The organism is Kluyvera sp. 1366 (assembly GCF_054823405.1).
The window spans coordinates 256,748-278,696 of sequence record NZ_JBTRDW010000003.1 but is presented as its reverse complement, the minus strand read 5'-3'; the positions used below and the strand labels follow the sequence as shown (position 1 = coordinate 278,696).

General features: G+C 55.0%; 24 protein-coding genes and 1 tRNA gene. 19 read left to right on the top strand and 6 right to left on the bottom strand.

All coding sequences use genetic code 11. The features are described 5' to 3' along the window. Window positions 1–510: 510 nt before the first annotated feature. Window positions 511–1,728, bottom strand: coding sequence for an L-lactate MFS transporter (locus ACVLVH_RS08070; protein WP_277973920.1), 1,218 nt, complete (start codon window positions 1,726–1,728; stop codon window positions 511–513). 269 nt (window positions 1,729–1,997) lie between these two features. Between ACVLVH_RS08070 and ACVLVH_RS08065 the strand changes: the two genes are divergently transcribed. Continuing rightward, window positions 1,998–2,237, top strand: coding sequence for a hypothetical protein (locus ACVLVH_RS08065; RefSeq protein WP_008101313.1), 240 nt, complete (start codon window positions 1,998–2,000; stop codon window positions 2,235–2,237). Between the two features lie 38 nt (window positions 2,238–2,275). Here the strand turns inward: ACVLVH_RS08065 and ACVLVH_RS08060 are convergent, their stop codons facing one another. After that, window positions 2,276–3,175 (bottom strand): DMT family transporter, encoded by a 900-nt coding sequence (locus ACVLVH_RS08060; RefSeq protein ID WP_498949161.1) that lies wholly within the window; start codon window positions 3,173–3,175, stop codon window positions 2,276–2,278. A gap of 180 nt (window positions 3,176–3,355) precedes the next feature. Here ACVLVH_RS08060 and ACVLVH_RS08055 point away from each other — a divergent pair, with 180 nt between their 5' ends. The 3 genes from ACVLVH_RS08055 to ACVLVH_RS08045 all read left to right on the top strand — a co-directional run bounded on the left by ACVLVH_RS08055 (window position 3,356) and on the right by ACVLVH_RS08045 (window position 4,878). Further along, a complete protein-coding gene (locus tag ACVLVH_RS08055) occupies window positions 3,356–4,225 on the top strand; it encodes an AraC family transcriptional regulator (RefSeq protein ID WP_277973918.1) in 870 nt (289 codons plus the stop codon). Window positions 4,226–4,412: 187 nt separating this feature from the next. Then, window positions 4,413–4,643, top strand: coding sequence for a hypothetical protein (locus ACVLVH_RS08050; RefSeq protein WP_137386900.1), 231 nt, complete (start codon window positions 4,413–4,415; stop codon window positions 4,641–4,643). Between the two features lie 25 nt (window positions 4,644–4,668). Further along, window positions 4,669–4,878 (top strand): hypothetical protein, encoded by a 210-nt coding sequence (locus ACVLVH_RS08045; protein ID WP_192411441.1) that lies wholly within the window; start codon window positions 4,669–4,671, stop codon window positions 4,876–4,878. Between the two features lie 20 nt (window positions 4,879–4,898). On the opposite strand, the gene ACVLVH_RS08040 is transcribed toward ACVLVH_RS08045, so the two are convergent. Beyond that, window positions 4,899–4,973: transfer RNA gene (locus ACVLVH_RS08040), tRNA-Arg, on the bottom strand. Window positions 4,974–5,060: 87 nt separating this feature from the next. Continuing rightward, window positions 5,061–5,975, bottom strand: a complete 915-nt coding sequence (locus ACVLVH_RS08035) for a formate/nitrite transporter family protein (RefSeq protein ID WP_137386225.1) — start codon at window positions 5,973–5,975, stop codon at window positions 5,061–5,063. 243 nt (window positions 5,976–6,218) lie between these two features. Between ACVLVH_RS08035 and ccmA the strand changes: the two genes are divergently transcribed. Genes ccmA through mlaA form a run of 10 tightly spaced genes read left to right on the top strand, consistent with a single transcriptional unit; the run spans window position 6,219 to window position 13,977 of the window. Next, window positions 6,219–6,833 carry a cytochrome c biogenesis heme-transporting ATPase CcmA gene (gene ccmA, locus ACVLVH_RS08030; protein WP_192411448.1) on the top strand — a complete coding sequence of 205 codons (615 nt, stop codon included), beginning with the start codon at window positions 6,219–6,221 and terminating at the stop codon, window positions 6,831–6,833. Next, a complete protein-coding gene (gene ccmB / locus ACVLVH_RS08025) occupies window positions 6,833–7,492 on the top strand; it encodes a heme exporter protein CcmB (RefSeq protein WP_192411449.1) in 660 nt (219 codons plus the stop codon). Before ccmA ends, ccmB begins: the two co-directional genes overlap by 1 nt. A 27-nt stretch (window positions 7,493–7,519) precedes the next feature. Further along, entirely contained in the window at window positions 7,520–8,290 is a 771-nt protein-coding gene (locus tag ACVLVH_RS08020) for a heme ABC transporter permease (RefSeq protein ID WP_498949268.1), read from the top strand. Beyond that, window positions 8,287–8,520 carry a heme exporter protein CcmD gene (ccmD, locus tag ACVLVH_RS08015; protein ID WP_137386222.1) on the top strand — a complete coding sequence of 78 codons (234 nt, stop codon included), beginning with the start codon at window positions 8,287–8,289 and terminating at the stop codon, window positions 8,518–8,520. The genes ACVLVH_RS08020 and ccmD overlap by 4 nt, the downstream gene beginning before the upstream one ends. Then, window positions 8,517–9,002 carry a cytochrome c maturation protein CcmE gene (gene ccmE / locus ACVLVH_RS08010; protein ID WP_008101293.1) on the top strand — a complete coding sequence of 162 codons (486 nt, stop codon included), beginning with the start codon at window positions 8,517–8,519 and terminating at the stop codon, window positions 9,000–9,002. Before ccmD ends, ccmE begins: the two co-directional genes overlap by 4 nt. Then, entirely contained in the window at window positions 8,999–10,957 is a 1,959-nt protein-coding gene (locus tag ACVLVH_RS08005) for a heme lyase CcmF/NrfE family subunit (RefSeq protein ID WP_192233233.1), read from the top strand. The genes ccmE and ACVLVH_RS08005 overlap by 4 nt, the downstream gene beginning before the upstream one ends. After that, entirely contained in the window at window positions 10,954–11,511 is a 558-nt protein-coding gene (locus ACVLVH_RS08000) for a DsbE family thiol:disulfide interchange protein (RefSeq protein WP_101763614.1), read from the top strand. Before ACVLVH_RS08005 ends, ACVLVH_RS08000 begins: the two co-directional genes overlap by 4 nt. Then, a complete protein-coding gene (locus ACVLVH_RS07995; protein WP_101763615.1) occupies window positions 11,508–11,963 on the top strand; it encodes a cytochrome c-type biogenesis protein in 456 nt (151 codons plus the stop codon). The genes ACVLVH_RS08000 and ACVLVH_RS07995 overlap by 4 nt, the downstream gene beginning before the upstream one ends. Next, the gene (gene ccmI / locus ACVLVH_RS07990; RefSeq protein ID WP_192411451.1) at window positions 11,963–13,174 is read left to right on the top strand and encodes a c-type cytochrome biogenesis protein CcmI; all 1,212 of its coding nucleotides are present in this window, start codon (window positions 11,963–11,965) and stop codon (window positions 13,172–13,174) included. Before ACVLVH_RS07995 ends, ccmI begins: the two co-directional genes overlap by 1 nt. Window positions 13,175–13,209: 35 nt before the next feature. Next, entirely contained in the window at window positions 13,210–13,977 is a 768-nt protein-coding gene (mlaA, locus tag ACVLVH_RS07985; protein WP_101763617.1) for a phospholipid-binding lipoprotein MlaA, read from the top strand. A 47-nt stretch (window positions 13,978–14,024) separates the two neighbouring features. Here mlaA and fadL read toward each other — a convergent pair whose 3' ends face one another. Next, the gene (gene fadL / locus ACVLVH_RS07980) at window positions 14,025–15,308 is read right to left on the bottom strand and encodes a long-chain fatty acid transporter FadL (protein WP_192411452.1); all 1,284 of its coding nucleotides are present in this window, start codon (window positions 15,306–15,308) and stop codon (window positions 14,025–14,027) included. Window positions 15,309–15,667: 359 nt separating this feature from the next. Here fadL and ACVLVH_RS07975 point away from each other — a divergent pair, with 359 nt between their 5' ends. The 4 genes from ACVLVH_RS07975 (at window position 15,668) to sixA (ending at window position 20,248) form a co-directional block, all read left to right on the top strand. Beyond that, a complete protein-coding gene (locus tag ACVLVH_RS07975; protein WP_101763619.1) occupies window positions 15,668–15,964 on the top strand; it encodes a YfcZ/YiiS family protein in 297 nt (98 codons plus the stop codon). A gap of 166 nt (window positions 15,965–16,130) precedes the next feature. Beyond that, the gene (gene fadI / locus ACVLVH_RS07970; protein ID WP_192411453.1) at window positions 16,131–17,441 is read left to right on the top strand and encodes an acetyl-CoA C-acyltransferase FadI; all 1,311 of its coding nucleotides are present in this window, start codon (window positions 16,131–16,133) and stop codon (window positions 17,439–17,441) included. Continuing rightward, window positions 17,441–19,570 (top strand): fatty acid oxidation complex subunit alpha FadJ, encoded by a 2,130-nt coding sequence (gene fadJ, locus ACVLVH_RS07965; protein WP_462061910.1) that lies wholly within the window; start codon window positions 17,441–17,443, stop codon window positions 19,568–19,570. The genes fadI and fadJ overlap by 1 nt, the downstream gene beginning before the upstream one ends. Window positions 19,571–19,765: 195 nt before the next feature. Further along, window positions 19,766–20,248, top strand: a complete 483-nt coding sequence (gene sixA, locus ACVLVH_RS07960; protein ID WP_101763719.1) for a phosphohistidine phosphatase SixA — start codon at window positions 19,766–19,768, stop codon at window positions 20,246–20,248. Window positions 20,249–20,301: 53 nt separating this feature from the next. On the opposite strand, the gene smrB is transcribed toward sixA, so the two are convergent. Next, on the bottom strand, window positions 20,302–20,850 hold the full coding sequence (gene smrB / locus ACVLVH_RS07955) for an endonuclease SmrB (protein WP_101763622.1): 549 nt from the start codon (window positions 20,848–20,850) through the stop codon (window positions 20,302–20,304). 160 nt (window positions 20,851–21,010) lie between these two features. Here smrB and prmB point away from each other — a divergent pair, with 160 nt between their 5' ends. Then, a complete protein-coding gene (gene prmB, locus ACVLVH_RS07950; RefSeq protein ID WP_110866547.1) occupies window positions 21,011–21,943 on the top strand; it encodes a 50S ribosomal protein L3 N(5)-glutamine methyltransferase in 933 nt (310 codons plus the stop codon). The last annotated feature ends 6 nt before the right edge of the window (window positions 21,944–21,949 follow it).

Genomic DNA, 21,949 nt, shown 5'->3' with positions numbered 1-21,949 from the left:
TAGGGCGGGATAATTTCCCGCCCTTTTTATTTTCTTATTATTTGCTGTGTGTGCTTTGCCCAACTATCTGCGGTGTCCATGACCGCCGTGCCCATGATGCCAGCCGCCGCCACCACCATGATGGCCCCAGCCTGGGCCGCCGCCTCCACGATGATGATCGATAATACAGCCACTCAACATCGTCATAATGGCTACAACCGATGCAAGCTTAATTACTTTCTTCATGGAGAGTCCTCCTCTGTTCCAATGACGCCAGATTACAGGGGAATAGTGGAGTGAAGATGCAGGAAATGTAGAGTTATTACGGAATGTATTACGGAGTGTGTCAATTAAATGCTAAAAAAGTCGCGGGATAAAATAAACCAATCGGAATAAGCTGAATGCCTGATAATAATAACGAGATTACTCCGAAAGGCAAGGCTTAATAATAGTGGTTCTCAATTAACTTTTTATTGTGGATCAATTGTGGAGAAATGGGATACCGCATATTCATGCGGCATCCCAGCGAATTTAATTATGCAGTAAAGGTTCTGCCACGTTTTGGCGATTTGGCAGACGGATGCTCAGCGACAACACCAGCGAAATCACCAGCAAGGTCATAATCAGGCTGAAGGTGACGGTGAAGCCGCCAAAGGCGGAAGCAACCAGCGAACCCAGCACGCTGCCGATACCGAAGCCCAGGTAAATCAGACCATAGTTTTTGGTCAGGTTGTTCAGGCCAAAGAAATCGCTGACCAGCGATGGGAACACGGTAATGGTGCCGCCGAAGCTGAAGGCTACGCAGGCTAAGGAGAGGAAGAAGGTCGATTCACTCATATGGGTGAATAGCAAAATGCTCATGCCCAGCAGCGAGACGATTTGCGCCAGCATAATCACGCGGATGCGCGCCATTTTATCCGATAGCACGCCAAGAATCAGACGGCCGCTGAGGTTGGCAATCGCAATCACCGTGACCGCATTGGCGGCGGTTTGCGCGCTCAGATGCACCATGCCTTCACCGATATCTTTCGCCACGCCAATCACGTACAGGCCGCTCATGCAGGCAGTCAGGAACATCAGCGCCAGCATCCAGTACTGCGGTAAACGCACCGATTGCGCCAGCGTGTAATCTTTGGCTTCCAGCTGCGTATTACCTCTGTTCTTCTGCATCGGTGCGTCACGCATCAGCAACGCGCCGACAATGATCATGCTCATCGCCAGCACGCCCCAGATCATGAAGGTATTCTCCAGACCTTGTGCGCTCAGCAGTGCGCCGCAGATGAATTTAAAGCCGAGGCTACCCAAACCGTACGCACCAATCGAGCAGGCGGAAATGAGCCCTTTGCGCTCCGGGAACCACTTCACGCAGTTAGAGAGCGTCATCAGATAACCGGCGCCATCGGCCAATCCCACCAGAATCCCCGCGCTGAGGTAGAGCATCATCAGATTATCGGCATGCGCGGTCAGCCAGAAACCTACCGCCATCAGCATGCCCGCACCGATGGTGACGTTGCGCACGCCAAAGCGCTCCTGCAATTTCCCGGCAAGCGATGACGCAATCGCTAGGCCAAGACTGAGTAAACCGAACGAGAAAGCCACTTCACTGATCGGCGCATTCAGCTTATTTGCCAGCGGGCCGTTAAACAGGCTCCAGGTATAAACCGAGCCCAAAGCGAACTGCGTGATAATAGTGCCGATAAGGGTGAGCATGCGAGTACGTTGGTCATTCGCGGGGGTTGCTGTTGTCATTTTTATCTCTCACTCGAGAAAGCGGAATCTGTGGAGATAATAAATTGCTCTCGCGCGTGCGGGGGATGCAGAGGCGTGAATGAACCGGATGGTGGAACGAAATGCAGTAAAGCGGGTATGAATGGCATTGTGATGACAGTAAGTGATGTCATTTAAGCCGTAGCGGTTGCTACGGGTAACCATCTGTAAGTGTTTGTATCGATCGCGCCGTATCGCCTGCAAAGTTGTGGATGTTTGCCAGGCTTAGAATTCATTCAAAAGGAGGAAATATGAAAGACCGAACATATGAATCCGCGTCAAATGAGGATGAGGTTTGCTGCATTATCGGTCAGGCGGTGATCGAGTTAAGCGATGAGCATCAACCAGTGAATAAATCCACGTTGTCGCTGAAATTACTGGCAATGGCCGACCGCGACAAAGATGATGAACGCGTCCTGCTTTACTGGATTGCCAGAAAAGCCATAACTAAACCTCACCAGCTCAATATCGGCGTTCAGGGCTGGCGCTAGAGGAACAAAAGAGCGGGCGCAATGCCCGCTCTCGTTATTTATGCGGTCCGTAATCGCCCCATCGTCGGCCAGCGTACAAACATCACCATATTCCCCGCCAGAATCATCACCAACCCGACAATCGCATTACTGTGCCAGTGATAACCTTCGTATAGCGTGGAGAGCGTTAGCGCCACCAGCGGGAACAGCAAAGTACTGTAAGCGGCCTGGCTGGCACCAATACGGCCCACCAGCGTGAAGTAGGCCCCAAATCCCAAGACCGAACCAAATATCGCCAGGTAGCTCATCGCGCCTAACCACTGCATATTCAGCGCTGGCGCCAGCGAATCGCCGTTAATGAATGCCAGTGCGGCCATCACCAAAGCGCCATACAGCATCGCGTAGCTATTGGTGGTCAACACATCACGCTGACGGCGTTGATGGCGCAGCGAAATCATATTGCCGAAGGAGAAGCCCAGCGTGCCAAGCGCGCTGAGGCCCACGCCCCATAGCAACTGTGGAGCCGGATGCGCCGCCTGAATATCATTCCAGAACAGTGCGACAATACCGCCCAGGCCAAGCACCGCCGCTGGCAACAGGCGAAACGATGGGCGCTGACGGAAGAAGATCCAGCTGTTATGCGCGTTATACAGCAAGGCCATCGAGAATATCACCGACTCGAGTCCGCTGCTGATCCACGCGGCAGCATGATAGAAGCAGACAAAGTTGAAGCCAAACACGCAGCAGCCCTGCAGCAGACAAAACAGATGATCGCGTTTATCCAGTATTCGCAGGCGACGCAACAGTTTAAGGATCACCAGCATCACCAGCGACGCCAGTAAGAAACGCCAAAATACCGCCACTAAAACGGGCGTATCGCCCGCTTCCTGCTGCAGGAAAATGGCAATCCAGGTGGTTCCCCAAATCATCACCACGGCAAGGTATAACATCACATTCATAGCGCACTCTCCGACATAATCTGGCCCGCAGTGTGGCGTGAAAAGCAACCTGCGGCTTGCACGTTTTTGCGCGGCAATTGCAAAATCTTGCGCTTTTTACTTCTGTGTCCGGCTGTGACCTGTTTTCTGTCTGCGGAGATCCGTACACTGGGCGCTCATGAACTTCGAGTGATATGAACCATGGCCGATTACCAGACCTTCAACATGCTGCAGCGCCACAAAGCGCAGCTGCGCGACAGTGTGCAGTTGTCGAGCGGCATTAAGCTGGCGGCCTGGTTTAACAGCGGCGATCGCGTCACCAATCTTAGCGATCATCATACGCTGAGCCTGTATACCGCCGACGGCTATGAAACCTGGCATAAAACCCAAAACGGCTGGCGCAACGGCGGCGGCCCGGATCGCTTTTGCCTGATGCCCAGCGGGGTAGAATCGGTGTGGGATATTCGCGCCGATTTGTCGTTTGTGCATCTCTATTGCACCGACGAACATCTGCGGCATTTGGGCGAGCAGATTTGGGATCGCAGTCCGTCGCGGCTCAATCTGCATGAAAAGATCTTCGCGGCGGACGATCGCATCACCCAACTTTATCGCCACTTCTTGCTGAGCACCGACTGGCAACAGCCAGCGAACCAATTGATGCTCAGCAGTGCATCAACGTTGCTGATGACGCATCTGCTGCAACGCTACAGCGATGTGCAATGGCAAGCGCCGCAGGTGCGTGGCGGACTGGCGCCCGCCGTGTTGCGGCGAGTCATGGCGTATATTGATGCGCAGCTCGATCAGCCATTAACGCTGGCGCAACTGGCAGCTGAAGCGGCGCTGAGCGAATACCATTTTGCCCGCATGTTCCGCAGCAGCGTTGGCGAGGCCCCGCATCAATATGTGATGCGCCGCCGCATGGATGCGGCGCTGCAGTTGCTGAAATTCAGCCGTTTACCGCTAACAGAAATCGCATTGCGCTGCGGTTTTCACTCCTCGAGTCACTTCAGTAACCGCTTCCGTCAGCTGCATGGCGTGACGCCATCGGCATGGCGCCAAGATCACGTCTAATTACGATCTCACTTTTAAAACGTTGTAATCGGCTGCAAGAACCCCTGTTTTTTTCTGAACACACCTCTCAATTAGGCATTCTCACACTCAGTGAGGCATTTTTTCGATGGATTTCGGAGTAGGATGCTTTGCAGGAAATTCAATCTATCCCATTGATTAAAATAACAAGTTACGAGAAGCCATAATTATGGAAAAGCGCGTGTCAAAGCTGGAAGCGGATATTCATGAAATGAAAATGGATATCGCGGTGATCAAATCGAATTACGTCACCAAAAGCGATCTTTATCAGGAGATCGGCAAAGTGCATCAGGATATTGGGAGAATTCATCAGGAGTTGAGCAAACAGACAAAATGGATAGTCGCGGGGATGCTGAGTACCGCAGGTATGACGCTGGCACTGGCTCGCTGGTTGTTTTGAGTGAATTGATGATCAAGGAGTGAACATGGAAAAGCGCGTTTCAAAGCTTGAAGCGGATATCGACGATATCAAAACCGATATGGCGCTGATGAAAACGGATATTGCGGAGATTAAATCGAACTACGCCACTAAAAGCGATCTTCATCAGGCGATAAATCAACAAACGAAATGGATTGTGGCGGGAATAATGAGCACCGCTGGACTGACACTTGCTCTGGCGAGATGGCTGTTTTAGGCGGGAGAACGATGAAAATCTGGTGTCCCCTGCAGGAATCGAACCTGCAACTAGCCCTTAGGAGGGGCTCGTTATATCCATTTAACTAAGGAGACGCCGGGCGCGCAGTATAGCGCACCGCGAACCTGATTTTAACTATGTAGCGGTTGTTTGCTCAATCTATCAGCAATTTAAGACCAGGCTTACGCCTGTTTTTGCTTCTCTTTCCGCTTCTGTTCCGCACGCGCTTTGGCTTTCGCCGCTTCACTCATGTCGTTACGAATCTGCGCATGGCTGATCAACGCAAATATCAGCGTACCGCCCGTGATGTTGCCAAGCAGCGTAGGCAAGGCAAATGGCCAAAAGAATTCGTACCACGGCAGCGTGCCCGCAAACACCAGATATAGCACCTCGACCGAACCGACCACGATATGCGCTAAATCACCTAACGCCACCAGCCAGGTCATCATCACAATCACTACAATCTTTGCGCCACCCGCATACGGGAACATCCACACCATGGTGGCGATAATCCAGCCTGATATCACCGCATTAGCGAACATTTCGCTTGGTGAGTTCACCATCACTTTTTCACTGATGGCGGTAAAGGCCTGACGCGTCGCATCGTCGAATATTGGCATATGATTAAAGGCCAGCGCCCCCAATGCAGTGCCAATCAGATTGCCGAGCAGCACCACGCACCAGAGCCGTAACAGCAGCGCAAAGTTGCTGCCGGTCGGTTTGTGCATCACCGGCAAAACGGCGGTAACGGTATTCTCGGTAAACAGTTGCTGGCGCGCCATAATCACGATGACAAAGCCAAAGGTATAACCCAAATTTTCCAGTAAAAATGCGCCCGGCACGCCTTTAAGATGGACCTGAAAAATGCCTTTCGCCATCAGCGAAGCGCTCATTGACAGTCCCGCCGCAACCGCGGACCAGAGCAGCGCCATGCCGTCACGCTCGAGTTCTTTTTCCCCATCCTGGCGTATCTCTTCATGAATCGCCGCAGCCTGCGAGGGCAGGGCATCTTCATCGACTTCTATCTCCTTGCCTTGCTCCTTCTCATCACTCTCTACATCGTTGTCACTGTTTGAAATCGATGGTGATTGTTTCATGTTTTCCTCAGGTGATAATGCCATTGCGTCATAAGCGTAGCTGGTTTTTGCAAGGTCGATTTGTTACGAAGATTCAAATTAAGAGTAACGAAATTTTAACTGAGTTGGATTTTTGAGCAATTTGTTGATCTGGGGCGCACGAATACCCCATTTGGGGTAAGTGGGAGCCAGCTCACAGACTTCGGCCCACAGATTCAATGTGGTATTATCCCCGCCTCATTCATTGCCGCGATTCTCCCTTCTATGCTCGAAGTCATTAATCTCTCATGCGTTCGTGATGAGCGAACCTTGTTTCATGGGTTGAGCTTCCGCGTGCAACCGGGTGACATTGTGCAAATTGAAGGGCCAAACGGAGCCGGGAAAACTTCGCTGTTGCGCCTGCTGGCCGGATTAAGCCGGGCGGAAGAGGGCGACGTAACGTGGCAGTCACAGCCCCTTCGTCAACAGCGCGAAGTATGGCAACAAAATCTGCTCTATCTTGGCCATCACCCCGGCGTGAAATCGGTACTCTCACCGCTGGAGAACCTGCATTTCTGGCACGGTAGCAGCAAAGAAGACGCGATTTTTGCTGCGCTCGAGCAGGTCGATCTGCTGGGTTTTGAAGAGGTGCCGGTGGCACAACTCTCCGCCGGACAGCAGCGGCGCGTGGCATTAGCACGCTTATGGCTTAGCCCAGCGTCGATATGGATCCTCGATGAACCCTTAACCGCCATCGATAAAGGCGGTGTGGAAAAATTAATGGCGCGATTCGTCAGCCATGCCGATAACGGCGGAGCGGTGATTCTGACCACGCATCAGGATCTGCCCGATCACAGCGCGCGCGTGCGTAAAATTCGTCTTACTTCGGAGTGGGCTTGATGTTAGGCCGGGTCATTCAGCGTGAATTAAAAATCGCCTTTCGTAGCGGCGGGGAAGTGATCAATCCGCTGTGGTTTTTCCTGATTGTTATCACGCTGTTTCCGTTAGGTATCGGACCGGAGCCACAGCAGCTGGCGCGGATTGCGCCGGGCGTGGCGTGGGTTGCCGCGTTACTCGCCTCATTGCTGGCGCTGGAACGGCTGTTTCGTGACGATTTTCTTGATGGTTCGCTTGAGCAACTACTTCTGTTGCCGACGCCGCTGCCGATCACGGTGCTGGGCAAAGTGATTGCGCACTGGCTGATTACCGGGCTACCGCTGATTTTATTGTCGCCGCTGGCGGCATTGTTACTGTCGCTGGATTTTGCCGGCTGGCGCGCGATGGCATTGACGTTATTACTTGGCACGCCAACGCTGAGTTTTCTCGGCGCGATTGGGACCGGATTAACCGTTGGGTTGCGGCGCGGCGGCGTATTACTGAGTTTGCTGGTATTGCCGTTGTCGATACCGGTTTTGATATTTGCCAGCGCGGCGATTGATGCCGCCGCAATGGGATTGCCGATCGGGGGTTATCTGGCGATTCTTGGCGCGATGCTGGCGGTAAGCGCAACGCTGTCTCCGTTCGCGACGGCAGCGGCCTTGCGTATCAGTCTGCATTAATTCGTGCCGCCCCAGAGCGGTCGAAACCTGAATTCTCTTTATTGTGAGCTATGCAAAATGTGGAAATGGTTATACCAGTGGGCAAAGCCTGAGCGGCTTTACCAGCTATGCGGTCGCTTGATTCCGTGGTTCGCGGTGCTGGGTGTTGGCACGCTGTTACTCGGTTGGGTCTGGGGATTCGGCTTTGCACCGGCGGATTATCAGCAGGGCAACAGCTTCCGGATTATGTACATTCACGTGCCTGCAGCGATGTGGTCGATGGGCGTGTATGCATCAATGGCTATTGCGGCATTTATCGGCCTGGTGTGGCAGATGAAGATGGCCGATCTGGTCTCAGCGGCGATGGCGCCGATTGGCGCGGTGTTCACCTTTATCGCGCTGATTACCGGTTCCGCCTGGGGTAAACCGATGTGGGGAACCTGGTGGATCTGGGATGCACGCCTGACATCTGAGCTGGTGCTGCTGTTCCTCTATATGGGCGTTATCGCGCTGTATCACTCCTTTGAAGACCGCCGCATCGCCGGGCGCGCCGCCGGCATTTTGATTCTGGTTGGCGTGGTTAATCTGCCGATCATTCACTTCTCGGTGCAATGGTGGAACACGCTGCATCAGGGCTCATCAGGCATTCTGCAGCAGGCTATCGATCCAAGCATGCGCACACCGCTGCGCTGGTCCATTCTCGGTTACCTGCTGGTGTTTGGTGCGCTGACCTTAATGCGCCTGCGCAATTTAATTCTATTCACCGAGCGTCATCGTCCGTGGGCGATTGATGTGGCGCAGGGAGGAAGCAAATCATGACGCCAGCCTTTGCATCGTGGAGCGATTTCTTCGCCATGGGCGGCTATGCCTTTTACGTCTGGCTCGCCGTTATCCTTACGTTGATCCCGTTATTCGGTCTGGTGCTGCACACCATACTGTTCCGCCGCCGTTTGCTGGCGGAAATTCGCCAGCGTCAGTCCAGGGAGCGCCGCATTCGCGCGGCTAAATCGAAAAAAGCTGCCAGTGGAGCAGCGGGAGAATCCGTGTGAATATCCGTCGTCGTAATCGCCTCTATGTGGCGATCGCGGTGTTGATCGGGCTTGGCCTGGCGACTGCGCTGGTGATGTACGCGCTGCGTTCCAACATCGACCTGTTTTATACCCCGAGTGAAATTATCAACGGCAAAGGTGAAGATCATCAGAAGCCTGAGCCGGGCCAGCGCTTGCGCATTGGCGGCATGGTGATGCCGGGCAGCGTAAAGCGCGATCCGAAAACGCTCGCCGTCTCTTTCAAACTGTATGACGCCAACGGCGTGGTCAGTGTGACCTATGAAGGCATTCTGCCGGACCTGTTCCGTGAAGGGCAAGGCGTGGTAGCGCAAGGCGTGCTGGAAGAGGGCAATCTGGTGAACGCCAAAGAAGTGCTGGCGAAACACGATGAAAAATATACGCCTCCCGAAATTGAAGATGCCATGAAGAAGAATCACACAGGACCTGCAGCAGCCTATCAGCAGTCGGGTGCGCAATCATGATGCCAGAAATTGGTAGCTTTCTGCTGTGTCTGGCGCTGGCTTTAGCGCTCCTGTTGAGCGTCTATCCGTTGTGGGGCGCTGCGCGGCAGGATGCGCGTTTGATGGCCATGGCGCGCCCGTTAACCTGGGGCATGTTTATCTGTGTCGCCGCCTCTTTTGTGGTGTTGGTGCACGCCTTTGTGGTGAATGACTTTACCGTTGGCTATGTCGCCACCAACTCCAACACCTTGCTGCCGGTCTATTATCGCATCGCGGCAACCTGGGGTGCGCACGAAGGTTCACTGCTGTTGTGGGTGCTGCTGCTCAGCACCTGGACGCTGGCGGTGGCGATCTTCAGTCGCGGGATGCCGCAGGATGCGCTAGCACGCGTGCTGGCGGTGATGGGCATGATTAATCTCGGCTTCCTGCTGTTTATCATTCTCACCTCGAATCCATTTACCCGCACCTTACCAAACTTCCCGATTGACGGGCGCGATCTCAACCCAATGCTGCAGGATATCGGGCTGATCTTCCATCCGCCGCTGCTGTACATGGGTTACGTCGGCTTCTCGGTGGCCTTTGCGTTTGCCATTGCCTCGCTGATGGCCGGACGTCTGGATACCGCATGGGCGCGCTGGTCACGTCCGTGGACCACCGCCGCGTGGGTCTTCCTGACCATCGGTATCGTGCTCGGTTCGGCGTGGGCTTATTACGAACTCGGCTGGGGCGGCTGGTGGTTCTGGGACCCGGTCGAAAACGCCTCTTTTATGCCGTGGCTGGCCGGAACAGCGCTGATGCACTCGCTGGCGGTGACGGAAAAGCGCGGCAGCTTCAAGTCGTGGACGGTGTTACTGGCGATCACCGCGTTCTCGTTAAGCCTGCTTGGCACTTTCCTCGTGCGCTCCGGCGTGCTGGTTTCCGTGCACTCGTTCGCCTCCGATCCGGCGCGCGGCATGTTTATTCTCGCCTTCCTGGTGATTGTGATTGGCAGCTCGCTGCTGCTGTACGCGCTGAAAGGTGGTCAGGTGCGCAGCCGCGTACAGAGCGAAGCCTGGTCACGCGAATCCTTCCTGCTGGGTAATAACGTGCTGCTGATCGCCGCGATGCTGGTGGTGTTACTCGGTACGCTGCTGCCGCTGGTGCATAAACAGCTCGGTCTCGGCAGCATCTCGGTGGGCGAGCCGTTCTTCAACACCATGTTTACCTGGCTGATGGCACCGTTCGCGCTGATGCTCGGTATCGGTCCGCTGGTGCGCTGGCGTCGTGACCAACCACAGAAACTGTGGAAACGCCTTGGCGTGGGCCTGTTGGTGACGCTGATTCTGTCGATCGCCCTGCCGTGGCTGCTGCAGGATCGCATTGAGGCGATGACGGTTATCGGCCTGCTGATGTCGATCTGGGTGATCATGCTGACGTTGATGGAACTGCACGAGCGCGCCACCCATCGCCACTCTTTCTTCAAAGGTTTACGCCATCTATCGCGCAGCCATTGGGGCATGGTGCTGGGGCATTTAGGCGTGGCGGTGACCGTGGTCGGTATCGCCTTTAGCACCCAATACAGCGTTGAGCGTGATGTGCGCATGAAGGCGGGTGATACCGTTGATATCCACAATTATCACTTTACCTTCCACGGCGTGCGCAACCTGCAAGGGCCGAACTACAGCGGCGGCGTGGCGGTGATTGAAGTGACGCGCAACGGCAAGCTGGAGGCGGTGATGCAGGCGGAAAAACGCTTCTATGCAGCCGCGCGCACCATGATGACCGAAGCGGCGATCAGCGGCGGTTTCACCCGCGATCTGTATGCGGCGCTGGGCGAAGAGCTGGATGACGGTTCGTGGGCGGTGCGGATTTACTACAAACCGTTTGTGCGCTGGATCTGGTACGGCGGCGTGTTTATGGCGGTGGGCGGCTTGTTCTGCCTGTTCGATCCGCGCTATCGCTCACGCAAAAAAGAGCAGCGCGAGGAGCTGGCATGAACAAAAAAATCCTGTTTATCCCGTTAGTTCTGTTTTTGCTGCTGGCCGCGGCGCTGCTGTGGCAGCTGTCGCGCAACGCCAACGGCGATGATCCAACGCGTCTCGAATCAGCGTTGATCGGCAAACCGGTACCCGTATTCAAACTGGAAGCGCTGGATCAGCCCGGCAAAATCTACGATCAGCAGGTGCTGACCGACGGCAAACCGATTCTGCTCAACGTCTGGGCAACCTGGTGCCCAACCTGCCGCGCGGAGCATCAATACCTCAACACGCTGGCGGAAAAAGGCATTCGCGTGGTTGGCCTCAACTATAAAGACGATCGCACCAAAGCGGTGACCTGGCTGAACACGCTGGGCAATCCTTATGCGCTCAGCCTGTATGACGGCAACGGGATGCTCGGTCTCGATCTCGGCGTTTACGGCGCACCGGAAACCTTTCTGATCGACGGCAAAGGGATCATTCGTTATCGCCACGCAGGCGACATGAACGATCGTGTCTGGCTCGAAGAAGTGAAACCGCTGTGGGACAAATACAACAAGGAGGCGGGCGTATGAAACGGCTGCTTCTACTGTTAGCGGGCATTCTGCTCAGCACCAGCCTGTGGGCGGCGATTGATACGTATCAGTTCGATTCGGTGCAGCAGGAAGAACAATACCGCGATCTCACCGCATCGCTGCGTTGCCCAAAATGCCAGAACAACAGCATTGCCGATTCCAATGCGATGATCGCGTCGGATATGCGTCTCAAAGTCTACGAGTTAATGAAGCAGGGCGAAAGCCGCCAGCAGATCATTGATTACATGGTGGCGCGTTACGGTAATTTCGTGACGTATGAGCCGCCGGTAACGCCTTCCACGCTGATTTTGTGGGTGGGGCCAGCGCTGTTTGTGGTGCTGGGCGCGCTGATCATTATTCTGCGTAATCGTCGCGGCAAAGCGCGTAGCGAACTCGACGACAGTGAACAACAGCGCCTTGCGGCGTTACTCAAGCGTGACGGGAAGCCGTAATGACTGGATTCTGGATTACCCTGATTATTTTACTGCTGGCGGCTATCGCGCTGTTTCTGCGTGCTGGCTGGCGTCAGCGCGAGGCCAGCAGTGGCGATCGCGATCGTCTCAACACCGATTTCTATCAGCAACGCCTGCGCGAGCTGGAGCGTGATGAAGAAGAGGGCGTGGTGGCTGAGCGCCCGGAAATGGTGCGCGAACTGCAACAAACGCTGTTAACCGATGTGCCGCAGCAGGATGCCGCGACCATTCATCGCAGCAGTCGCTGGGTGTTGCTGCCGGGCGTGATTGTGCTGCTGGTGGTGTCGGTTGGCATGTATCTGAAAACCGGCGGACTTACGCAGCAAACCGCGTTTGTCAGCGTACAGCAGGAGTATCCTGCGTTACGTGCGCGCGTGATGGATACTAAAGCTCAGCCGCTAACCATGGAAGAGTTGGCGCGTCTGCAACTGGGTCTGCGCAGTTCGCTGCAGCACGACGCAACGAACCTCAACGATTGGGCGATGCTGGGCCGCTTAGGCATGGTGCTGAATAATGCCACCGATGCCAGCCAGGCATTTGAACATGCGCTACAGCTGGCGCCAGACAATATCGAACTGCAGCAGGATTATGCCGAAGTGCTGACGCGCTCCAGCGATCCGCAGGATAACCGTCAGGCCAACGTGTTGCTGAAAGCGCTGCTTAAACGCGATCACAGCGATGTGCGCACGCTGAGTCTGCTGGCGTTTAATGCCTTTGAGCAGCAGCAGTACAATGAGGCGATTGGTGCATGGCAGGTGATGTTGAAACTGTTACCGGCAGGCGATCGTCGCATCACCATGATCGAGCGCAGCATTGAACAAGCGAAAACTGACGCGGGACAGCAAAATAGCAGCCTGGCATTGACGGTGAGTTTGACGCCGCCGGCAGAAAAAATGTTACCGCAAGGCGGAGTGTTGTATATTTCTGTGTCTGACGGTGTTTCACCGGTGCCTGTGGCTGTGAAGCGTTTACCGCTGAGCCACTTCCCGTTATCGCTCACGCTCGATGACAGCAATGCCATGATGCCCGATCGCCTGCTTTCGGCACAGCATCAGGTGCAAGTCAGGGTGCGCATTTCGCGCGATGGCAGTGCCAATCCACAGTCTGGCGACTGGTTGGGTTTAAGCGCGGTCACACCCTGGGATGGTCATCAGCAACTGGCTGTGGAAATTAATCAACAGCAGCCCTGAAGCGATACCTTACTGATCCGCACAGGGAGAGAAGAATGAATAACCGCCTGACCGGTTTGGCGCTAGCCAGCTTACTGCTGGTGGGTTGTGCCAGCTCAAAACCGGCTGAAAATACGGAACCTGCGCAGCGCAGCGATCCGCTGGAAGGCTTTAACCGCACGATGTTTAACTTCAACTACAACGTGCTGGATCCGTATGTTCTGCGTCCGGTGGCAGTCGCCTGGCGCGATTATGTGCCGGTGCCGGCACGTAGCGGCATCAGTAATGTGTTATCCAACGTTGAAGAGCCCGCCAGCATGGTCAACGCCATTCTGGTGGGTGAACCGCGCCAGGCAGGCATCCACTTTACCCGCTTCTTCCTGAACACCGTGTTAGGGCTGGGTGGCTTTATCGACGTGGCGGGCAAAGCCAATCCGGCACTGGCGCGTGAAGTGCCGCATCGCTTTGGTAGCACGCTGGGACGTTATGGCGTCGGTTACGGCCCGTATGTTGAATTGCCGGCCTACGGTAGCTTCACCATCCGTGAAGATGGCGGTGACTTCGTTGATACGCTCTATCCGGTCTTAAGCTGGTTGAGCTGGCCGATCTCGGTAGGTAAATGGACGCTGGAAGGGATTGAAACCCGTGCGCAGTTGCTGGATTCGGACGCCATTTTGCGTCAGCAGCAAGATCCGTACGCCTTTATTCGTAATGCCTACTTCCAGCGACATGACTTTATTGCCAACGGCGGTAAGCTGAAGCCGGAAGATAATCCGAACGCCAGTGCGATTCAGGACGATCTGAAAGATATCGATTCTGAATAAAACAAAAAGGCGACTCAATGAGTCGCCTTTTTTTATCAAGCTACGTATCAGAACTTGTAGTTAAAGTTCGCGCCGTACAGCCAGGCTTTACCTTCAGAGTTAAAGGTATACGGGCCTTCTTTGACGGTGACTTTCTGACCGTGCATGTAAGAAATACCCAGGTCTACGGAAGCATCTTCATTGAACGCGTAAGACGCACCGGCGCTCAGCCACAGACGATCCTGATCCGGTATAGAGATTGAACGCTTATCGGCCGGAACCGGGCTGTCATCAAAGGCGATACCGGTACGGAAGGTCCAGTTATCGTCGTAGAAGTAAGTGGTACCCAACGCGATACGGTAGGCATCGTGGAAACCTTCATCCTTATAGAACAGCGTCTGGCCATTGCTGCCGGTGGCTTTCAGCTCCTGGAATTGGCTCCAGCTGGTATACGTCAGGCTGTAGTGAACCGCCCATTGCGGCGCCACTTTATGCCAGCCTGACACTTCCCACATCTCTGGCAGATTCAAAGTCAGAGAACCCGGAATCGTGGTGCCGCTGGTGCCGTAAGGCAGGCCTAAAGCCAGTGCCTGCGGTGTACCGTTAAAGGCGGTGGGGATGTTGCTCTTGTAGTCACCATCAAAGTCGACTTTTACTTCTGAGCGGTAGGTAAAGCCAAAGCGGTTATTTTTATCCACTTCGTACAGGATGCCGGCGTTCCAGCCGTAGCCCCATTCATCACCTTTTAAATGCGCAATCTGGGTATCGGCTGGCAATCCTGCCACGGCACCTGCTTCACCTGCATAACGCTCAATTTTCGCTTTTGCGTAGACCGCATCAAAGCCGATACCGAAGCTGAAATTCTCATTCAGTCGATAAGCGGTGCTGATATTAAAATTACCGGTCATCAGGTCGGTTTTGCCGCCATAACCACCTGCGGTATAGCCGTCATTAAATTCGGTTGCTAAACCATAGTTTGAGGTCGCAGATGCACCAATCCACCACTGATCGTTAATTGGGTGCACGTAGTGAAGATTAGGGATCCACTGATTTGGGGCGATATTTTTGGCATCGAGGCTGCGACCTGTCGGGCTCTGACCGCTAATATCCACTTCGGGATCAATATAAACCGCGCCGATAGAGAAAGAAGGGCGATCCATTAATGCCATGGTTGCCGGGTTACGGCTGGCAGAGGCGGCGGTATCACCCATCGCACCTTCGCCGGAATATGCACGACCTAAACCAATTGCTGAGAATTCATTCAGTTGAAAGCCCGCGGCGTAAACATGTGAACAGACGAGCGTTACTGCAGCTGCCACAGCTGACTTTGCAAACAGGTTTTTATGGTTCATGACCACAACCTCATCCAGATTTATTATTTAACGTTGTTACGTCGCGTAACAAAGAGCGGCGAATTGTAGGGACTGATGGCAAAACCACATATCAGACCAGTGCGACGAGTATAGGTCCGACCTGTGTATTTGTTGCAATATTGTTTTTTAAATATTTCTGATTTGATCGATAAAATCAGATCTGCTTAACAAAATCTTAGCGGTTCGACTTAAACATAGCGTTCAATTTTGCTGTGGATCAATTTTTAGTGTGATATTCGTCACTTAGCGGCTTGATCGTGGATGTGAAAACGCAGCAGGCGTACACTTTGCGGCAGAAAATAATCCGATTATGTTGAAATTATCGTCAGGAGAGAATCATGACTGATGCCATTAAAAAGTGTAATGCCAACGAAACGGCGGCCTGCTGCTGTGTTGATGTGGGAACCGTGATGGATAACACCGATTGCACCGCAAGCTGGTCTGGCGTGTTTGCCGATCGCCATGCGGCGGAAGCGATGCTGGCGCATTTGACTGAGCGCGCGCGTCAGGTGGAATCCGATCCTTGCGATATTCGCGCGGATTTTGCCAATGAAGGCGACGCGGTGCGCCTGTCTATCGACTTCACCTTTGCCTGCCAGGCCGAAACCCTGATTTTCCAGCTCGGCCTACGCTAATCTCCCTGCTGCCGAAACCCCTTCGGCAGCCTTAACTCATTTTCGTGTATTCCCTCGCACTTTTTTCCTCTGCTTATTGGCTACTTAGCAACACTTAGTTAACACTGATGATCAGGTCAGACCTGTTTGGCAATGATGCCCCGGTCGAAAAATACAGGTGATTGCAATGAGCAAAGCGCAGCCGCTGCTGACGCGTCAGGGCGAACGTATCGCCATAACCCACGGATTACGCACCCCTTTTGCCCGCCAGGCGACCGATTTCCACGGCATTCCCGCGCTGGAGTTGGGGCGCATGGTGATCAGCGAACTGATGGCGCGCAGCGAATTACCGGTCGAGATTATCGATCAACTGGTGTTTGGCCAGGTGGTGCAGATGCCGGAAGCGCCCAATATTGCGCGTGAAATTGTTCTGAGCAGCGGATTAGGCGTGCATACCGATGCCTATAGCGTTAGCCGCGCCTGCGCCACCAGTTTTCAGGCGGTGGCAAACGTGGCGGAAAGTTTAGTGGCGGGCACCATCGATGCCGGCATTGCCGGTGGCGCGGATTCATCCTCGGTGCTGCCGATTGGCGTCAGTAAAACTCTGGCGCGTGCGCTGGTGGATCTCAACAAAGCGCGCAGCTTTAGTCAAAAACTCAGCATCCTGCGTCGTTTGCGCCCGCGCGATCTGTTGCCGGTGCCACCGGCGGTAGCGGAGTATTCTACCGGATTACGCATGGGCGATACCGCCGAGCAGATGGCGAAAAGTCACGGCATCACGCGTGAACAGCAGGACGCGTTAGCGCTGCGTTCGCACCGGCATGCGGCGCGCGCCTGGCAATCGGGCGTGTTAAGCCAGGAAGTGATGCCCGCATTTGTGCCGCCGTGGAAAGCGCCCATCGAGCAGGACAACAATATTCGCTTCAACGCCAGCGCCGCCGATTACGCCAAACTGCGCCCGGCGTTTGATCGTCGCCACGGTTCGGTGACCGCCGCCAACAGCACGCCGCTGACCGATGGCGCCGCAGCGGTGATCCTGATGCGTGAAGGGCGCGCGCGCGAACTCGGCATTCAGCCGCTCGGCTATCTGCGCAGCTATGCTTTTACGGCGATTGATGTCTGGCACGATATGCTGCTTGGACCGGCCTACGCCTCGCCGCTGGCGCTGGAGCGCGCCGGCATCACGCTCAACGATCTGACGCTGATTGATATGCACGAAGCCTTTGCCGCACAAACCTTAGCCAACCTGAAGATGTTCCGTGACGAACGCTTTGCGCGCGAGGTGCTGAATCGTCCGCATGCGTTAGGTGAAGTCAATGAAGAACGCTTTAACGTGCTCGGCGGATCGATTGCTTATGGTCATCCGTTTGCCGCTACTGGCGCACGCATGATTACGCAAACGCTGCAGGAACTGCGGCGGCGCGGTGGCGGATTGGGATTGGTCACCGCCTGCGCGGCGGGCGGCCTGGGCACGGCAATGGTTTTGGAGGCCGAATAATGAGCGAATCCGCCTTTCATTTACACATGCGCCTCGACCACGTCGGTGTGATCACCATCGATGTGCCGGACGAGAAGATGAACACGCTGAAGGCCGAGTTTGTGCCGCAGATCAAAGCGGTGCTGGACGAAGCTCGCAGCCATCAGCAGTTGGCTGGATTAGTGTTGATCTCCGGCAAGCCAGACAACTTTGTTGCTGGTGCGGATATCAGCATGATCGCCAACTGCAAAACGGCGCAGGAAGCTGAGGCGCTGGCAAAACAGGGACAAGATGTGATGGCGATGATTGCCGCGCTGCCGTTTCCAGTGGTGGCGGCGATTCACGGTGCCTGCCTCGGCGGCGGTCTGGAACTGGCGCTGGCCTGCGATGCGCGCATCTGTTCGCTGGATGACAAAACGCGCCTCGGTTTGCCGGAAGTACAGCTCGGTCTGCTGCCGGGTTCTGGCGGTACGCAACGTTTGCCGCGCCTGATTGGCGTACAGCAGGCGCTGCCGCTGATCCTTACCGGCAAACAGCTGCGCGCTAAACAGGCGCTCAAGCTGGGGATTGTCGATGACGCGGTGCCGCAATCAATTCTGCTGGAAACGGCGCTTGCGCGCGTACACAAAGGAAAAGGCGCACGGCGGGAGCTTTCGCGCCGCGATCGTTTGCTGCAGGGACCAATCGCGCGTCAGGTGCTGTTCTCGCTGGCGCAGCGGCAAACCCACAGCAAAACCCAGGGCAACTATCCAGCGGCCCAGCGCATTCTTGACGTGGTGCGCATCGGTCTGGAGCAGGGCAGCAGCGCCGGGCATGAAGCGGAAGCGCGCGCCTTTGGCCAACTGGCGATGACGCCAGAATCGGCCGCGCTGCGCAGTTTGTTCTTCGCCTCAACGGCCTTAAAGAAAGAGTCGATGGCCAGTGTCGAGCCGCAAGTGCTGAAGCAGATTGGCGTGCTCGGCGGCGGTTTGATGGGCGGTGGCATCGCCAGCGTTACGGCGCTGAAAGCCGGTTTGCCGGTGCGCATTAAAGACATCAATCTGGTCGGCGTGAATCATGCGCTGCAATACAGCTGGGATCTGCTGAGCAACAAGGTGAAGCGGCGTCAGCTAAAAGCCGCCGAACGTCAGCAGCAGATGGCGCGCATCAGCGGCGGCACCGATTACCAGGGGTTCAGCCAGCGCGATCTGGTGATTGAAGCGGTATTTGAGGATCTGGCGCTCAAGCAGCAGATGGTCAGCGAAATCGAAAGCCATTGCCAGCCGCACACCATTTTCGCCTCCAATACTTCGTCGCTGCCAATTGCTGATATCGCAGCCAAAGCCCAGCGGCCTGAAAACGTGATCGGTCTGCATTTCTTCAGTCCTGTGGACAAAATGCCGCTGGTGGAGGTGATTCCTCACGCCAATACCTCGGCGCAAACGCTGGCAAATACGGTGCAGCTGGCGCGTCAGCAGGGCAAAACGGCGGTGGTGGTGGCGGATCGTCCCGGCTTTTACGTTAACCGCATTCTCGCGCCCTATATAAATGAAGCGATGCACTGCTTGCAGGAAGGTGAGCCGATTGAGCATATCGATCGCGCTCTAGTGAAGTTTGGTTTCCCGGTTGGGCCGCTGCAGCTGCTGGATGAAGTGGGCATTGATGTCGGCAGCAAAATCAGCCCGATTCTTGAGCAGGCTTACGGTATACGTTTCAGCGCCCCCAACGCCGCGAACGCCATTCTGGCCGACGGCAGAAAAGGGCGCAAAAATCACAAAGGGTTTTACCTCTATCAACGTTCGCGCTGGCCGGGAAAACGCAAAGTCGATGCTTCCCTTTATTCACTGCTGAATATCAAACCGCAGGCGAGGCAGAGCGAAGCGCAGATCGCAGATCGCTGCGTATTGATAATGCTGAACGAAGCGGCACGCTGTCTGGATGAAGCGGTGATCCGCAACGCACGTGATGGCGATATTGCGGCGGTATTTGGCATCGGTTTTCCGCCGTTCCTTGGCGGTCCGTTCCGCTATATGGATCAGCGCGGCATTGGCGATATCGTCAAAGCATTAAGGTCATTAATGCAGCAGCACGGCGAGCGTTTTACGCCGAGTGAGGCGCTGATTGCAATGTCAGAACAGCAAACGAATTTTTACACTTCTGCACAATCGTGAATAGGCGCACAGATTCAGCGGGTTAGTCAGCGGGCCGTGCAGCGGTAAGCGCGGCACCATTCTGAGATATGCTTATTTAATAAACAACCGGTTGACTATACTGAAGCCATTGGGGTAAAACACACCGTTCATTCGCAGAATGAAGCGTCTGGTGCTGTGGTACCGGCCGATATCGACAAACAACAGCGGTGCTTTATGCAAGTTTTTATCATGCGTCATGGCGATGCAGCTCTGGAAGCAGCGAGTGATTCTGTTCGACCTCTCACACTCTGTGGCTGTGATGAATCGAGAGCGATGGCGAGCTGGCTCAACGGCAAAACGCCAGAAATTGATCGGGTATTAGTCAGTCCTTACCTGCGTGCCGAGCAAACGCTCGCCACGGTACGCGAAACCCTGAAATTGCCAGAAGGGCAGGATGTCTTGCCGGAACTGACGCCGGGCGGCGATCCAGGCATGGTGGCCTGCTATCTGCAGGCGCTGGCACAAAAAGGGGTTAAATCGGCGCTGGTGATTTCGCATCTGCCGCTGGTGGGTTATCTGGTGTCTGAACTCTGCCCGCAGGAAGCGCCGCCGATGTTCGCGACCTCGGCAATAGCCTGCGTAAACTTTGATGCAGAGGCCTGCGAAGGCAAGCTGGAGTGGCAGGTCAGCCCGTCAAAATTGGCTAAAGCGATGTAATTCCGCTCTATGGGCCGCTTACAAATGCGGCCCTATCCTTTTTACCGTAGCCTTTACGGCAGTTCAGGCGGTTGCCACTCTTCCACCTCAATCAACACCAGCAGTGCGGCGTCGCCGCCAAACATTTTCGGTGCCTGATGAAACGCCATCACATGCGGATGTTGTGCCAGCCACAGCGGTGTTTGCTGCTTGAGGATGTGTTTACCGTGCCCGGTCATCACGCTGGCGCAGAACAGATGTTCGCGACGACAGGCGGCAATCAACGCGCCGAGTTCCTGCTTGGCCTGCATCTGCGTTAAGCCATGCAGATCGAGAAAAATTTCCGGCGTGTAATCGCCACGACGCAATTTCTTCTGCTCGTAATGGCTGACATCCGCGCGCACGTAGCGCACCGGACCTTCGCTCGACAGCAACGGCTGAAACTCGTCTGAAAAATAATGGCTGTTATCGACCTGTTCTGAAAGCAGGCGTTTAAGCGGTACTTCGCGCGTTTTCACTACCGGTTTATGCACGATAGTGTCCTGTTTCAGCTTGCGGGTTCCACTCATTAACTGGCGGAACATCTCCTGATCGTCCTGGCTTAGCGGCGTTTTCTTACTCATGGCTCTGTGATTGGGTCAGAAAAGGCTGGTTAAACAGCCGGTGGCATACCTTAACCGTTACTGTTAACAAATGTCAGCTTTTTCGCCTCGCTGCGCTGAATTCTGCCCGGCTTCGTGGCACACTATCGGCCGATTGATTTTATGGCCTGCGGAGGGCTACGTGGACAAGATATTCGTCGATGAGGCAGTGAATGAACTGCACACCATTCAGGACATGCTGCGCTGGGCTGTCAGCCGTTTTTCGGCGGCAGGCATTTGGTACGGCCACGGCACGGATAATCCCTGGGACGAAGCAGTCCAACTGGTTCTGCCAACGCTGTGGCTACCGCTGGATATTCCAGAAGATATGCGCAATGCGCGCCTGACTGCCAGCGAGCGTCATCGCATTGTTGAGCGCGTGATTCGCCGCGTCAACGAGCGCATTCCGGTGGCGTATCTCACCAACAAAGCCTGGTTCTGCGGCCACGAATTTTACGTTGATGAGCGCGTATTAGTGCCGCGTTCACCGATTGGTGAACTGATTGAGAACCGCTTTGCCGGTTTGATCAGCGATTCGCCTCATCACATTCTGGATATGTGTACCGGCAGCGGCTGCATCGCCATTGCCTGCGCTTACGCCTTCCCGGAAGCGGAAGTGGATGCAGTCGATATCTCCACCGATGCACTGGCTGTCGCCGAGCAGAACATTGAAGAGCACGGCCTGCTGAACCACGTCACGCCAATCCGCGCCGATCTGTTCCGCAACTTGCCGCCGGTGAAATACGATCTGATCGTCACCAATCCACCGTACGTGGATGCGGAAGATATGGACGATCTGCCGAACGAATATCGCCACGAGCCAGAACTGGGTCTGGCGGCGGGCAGCGACGGCCTGAAACTGGTGCGTCGCATTCTGGCCTGTGCGCCGGATTACCTCACTGAGCAAGGCGTGCTGATTTGCGAAGTGGGTAACAGCATGGTGCACATGATCGATCAGTATCCAGACGTGCCGTTTACCTGGCTGGAGTTTGATAATGGCGGTGACGGCGTGTTTATGCTGACGCGCGAGCAAATCGTGGCGGCACAGCATCACTTCTCATTTTACAAAGACTAAATAAGA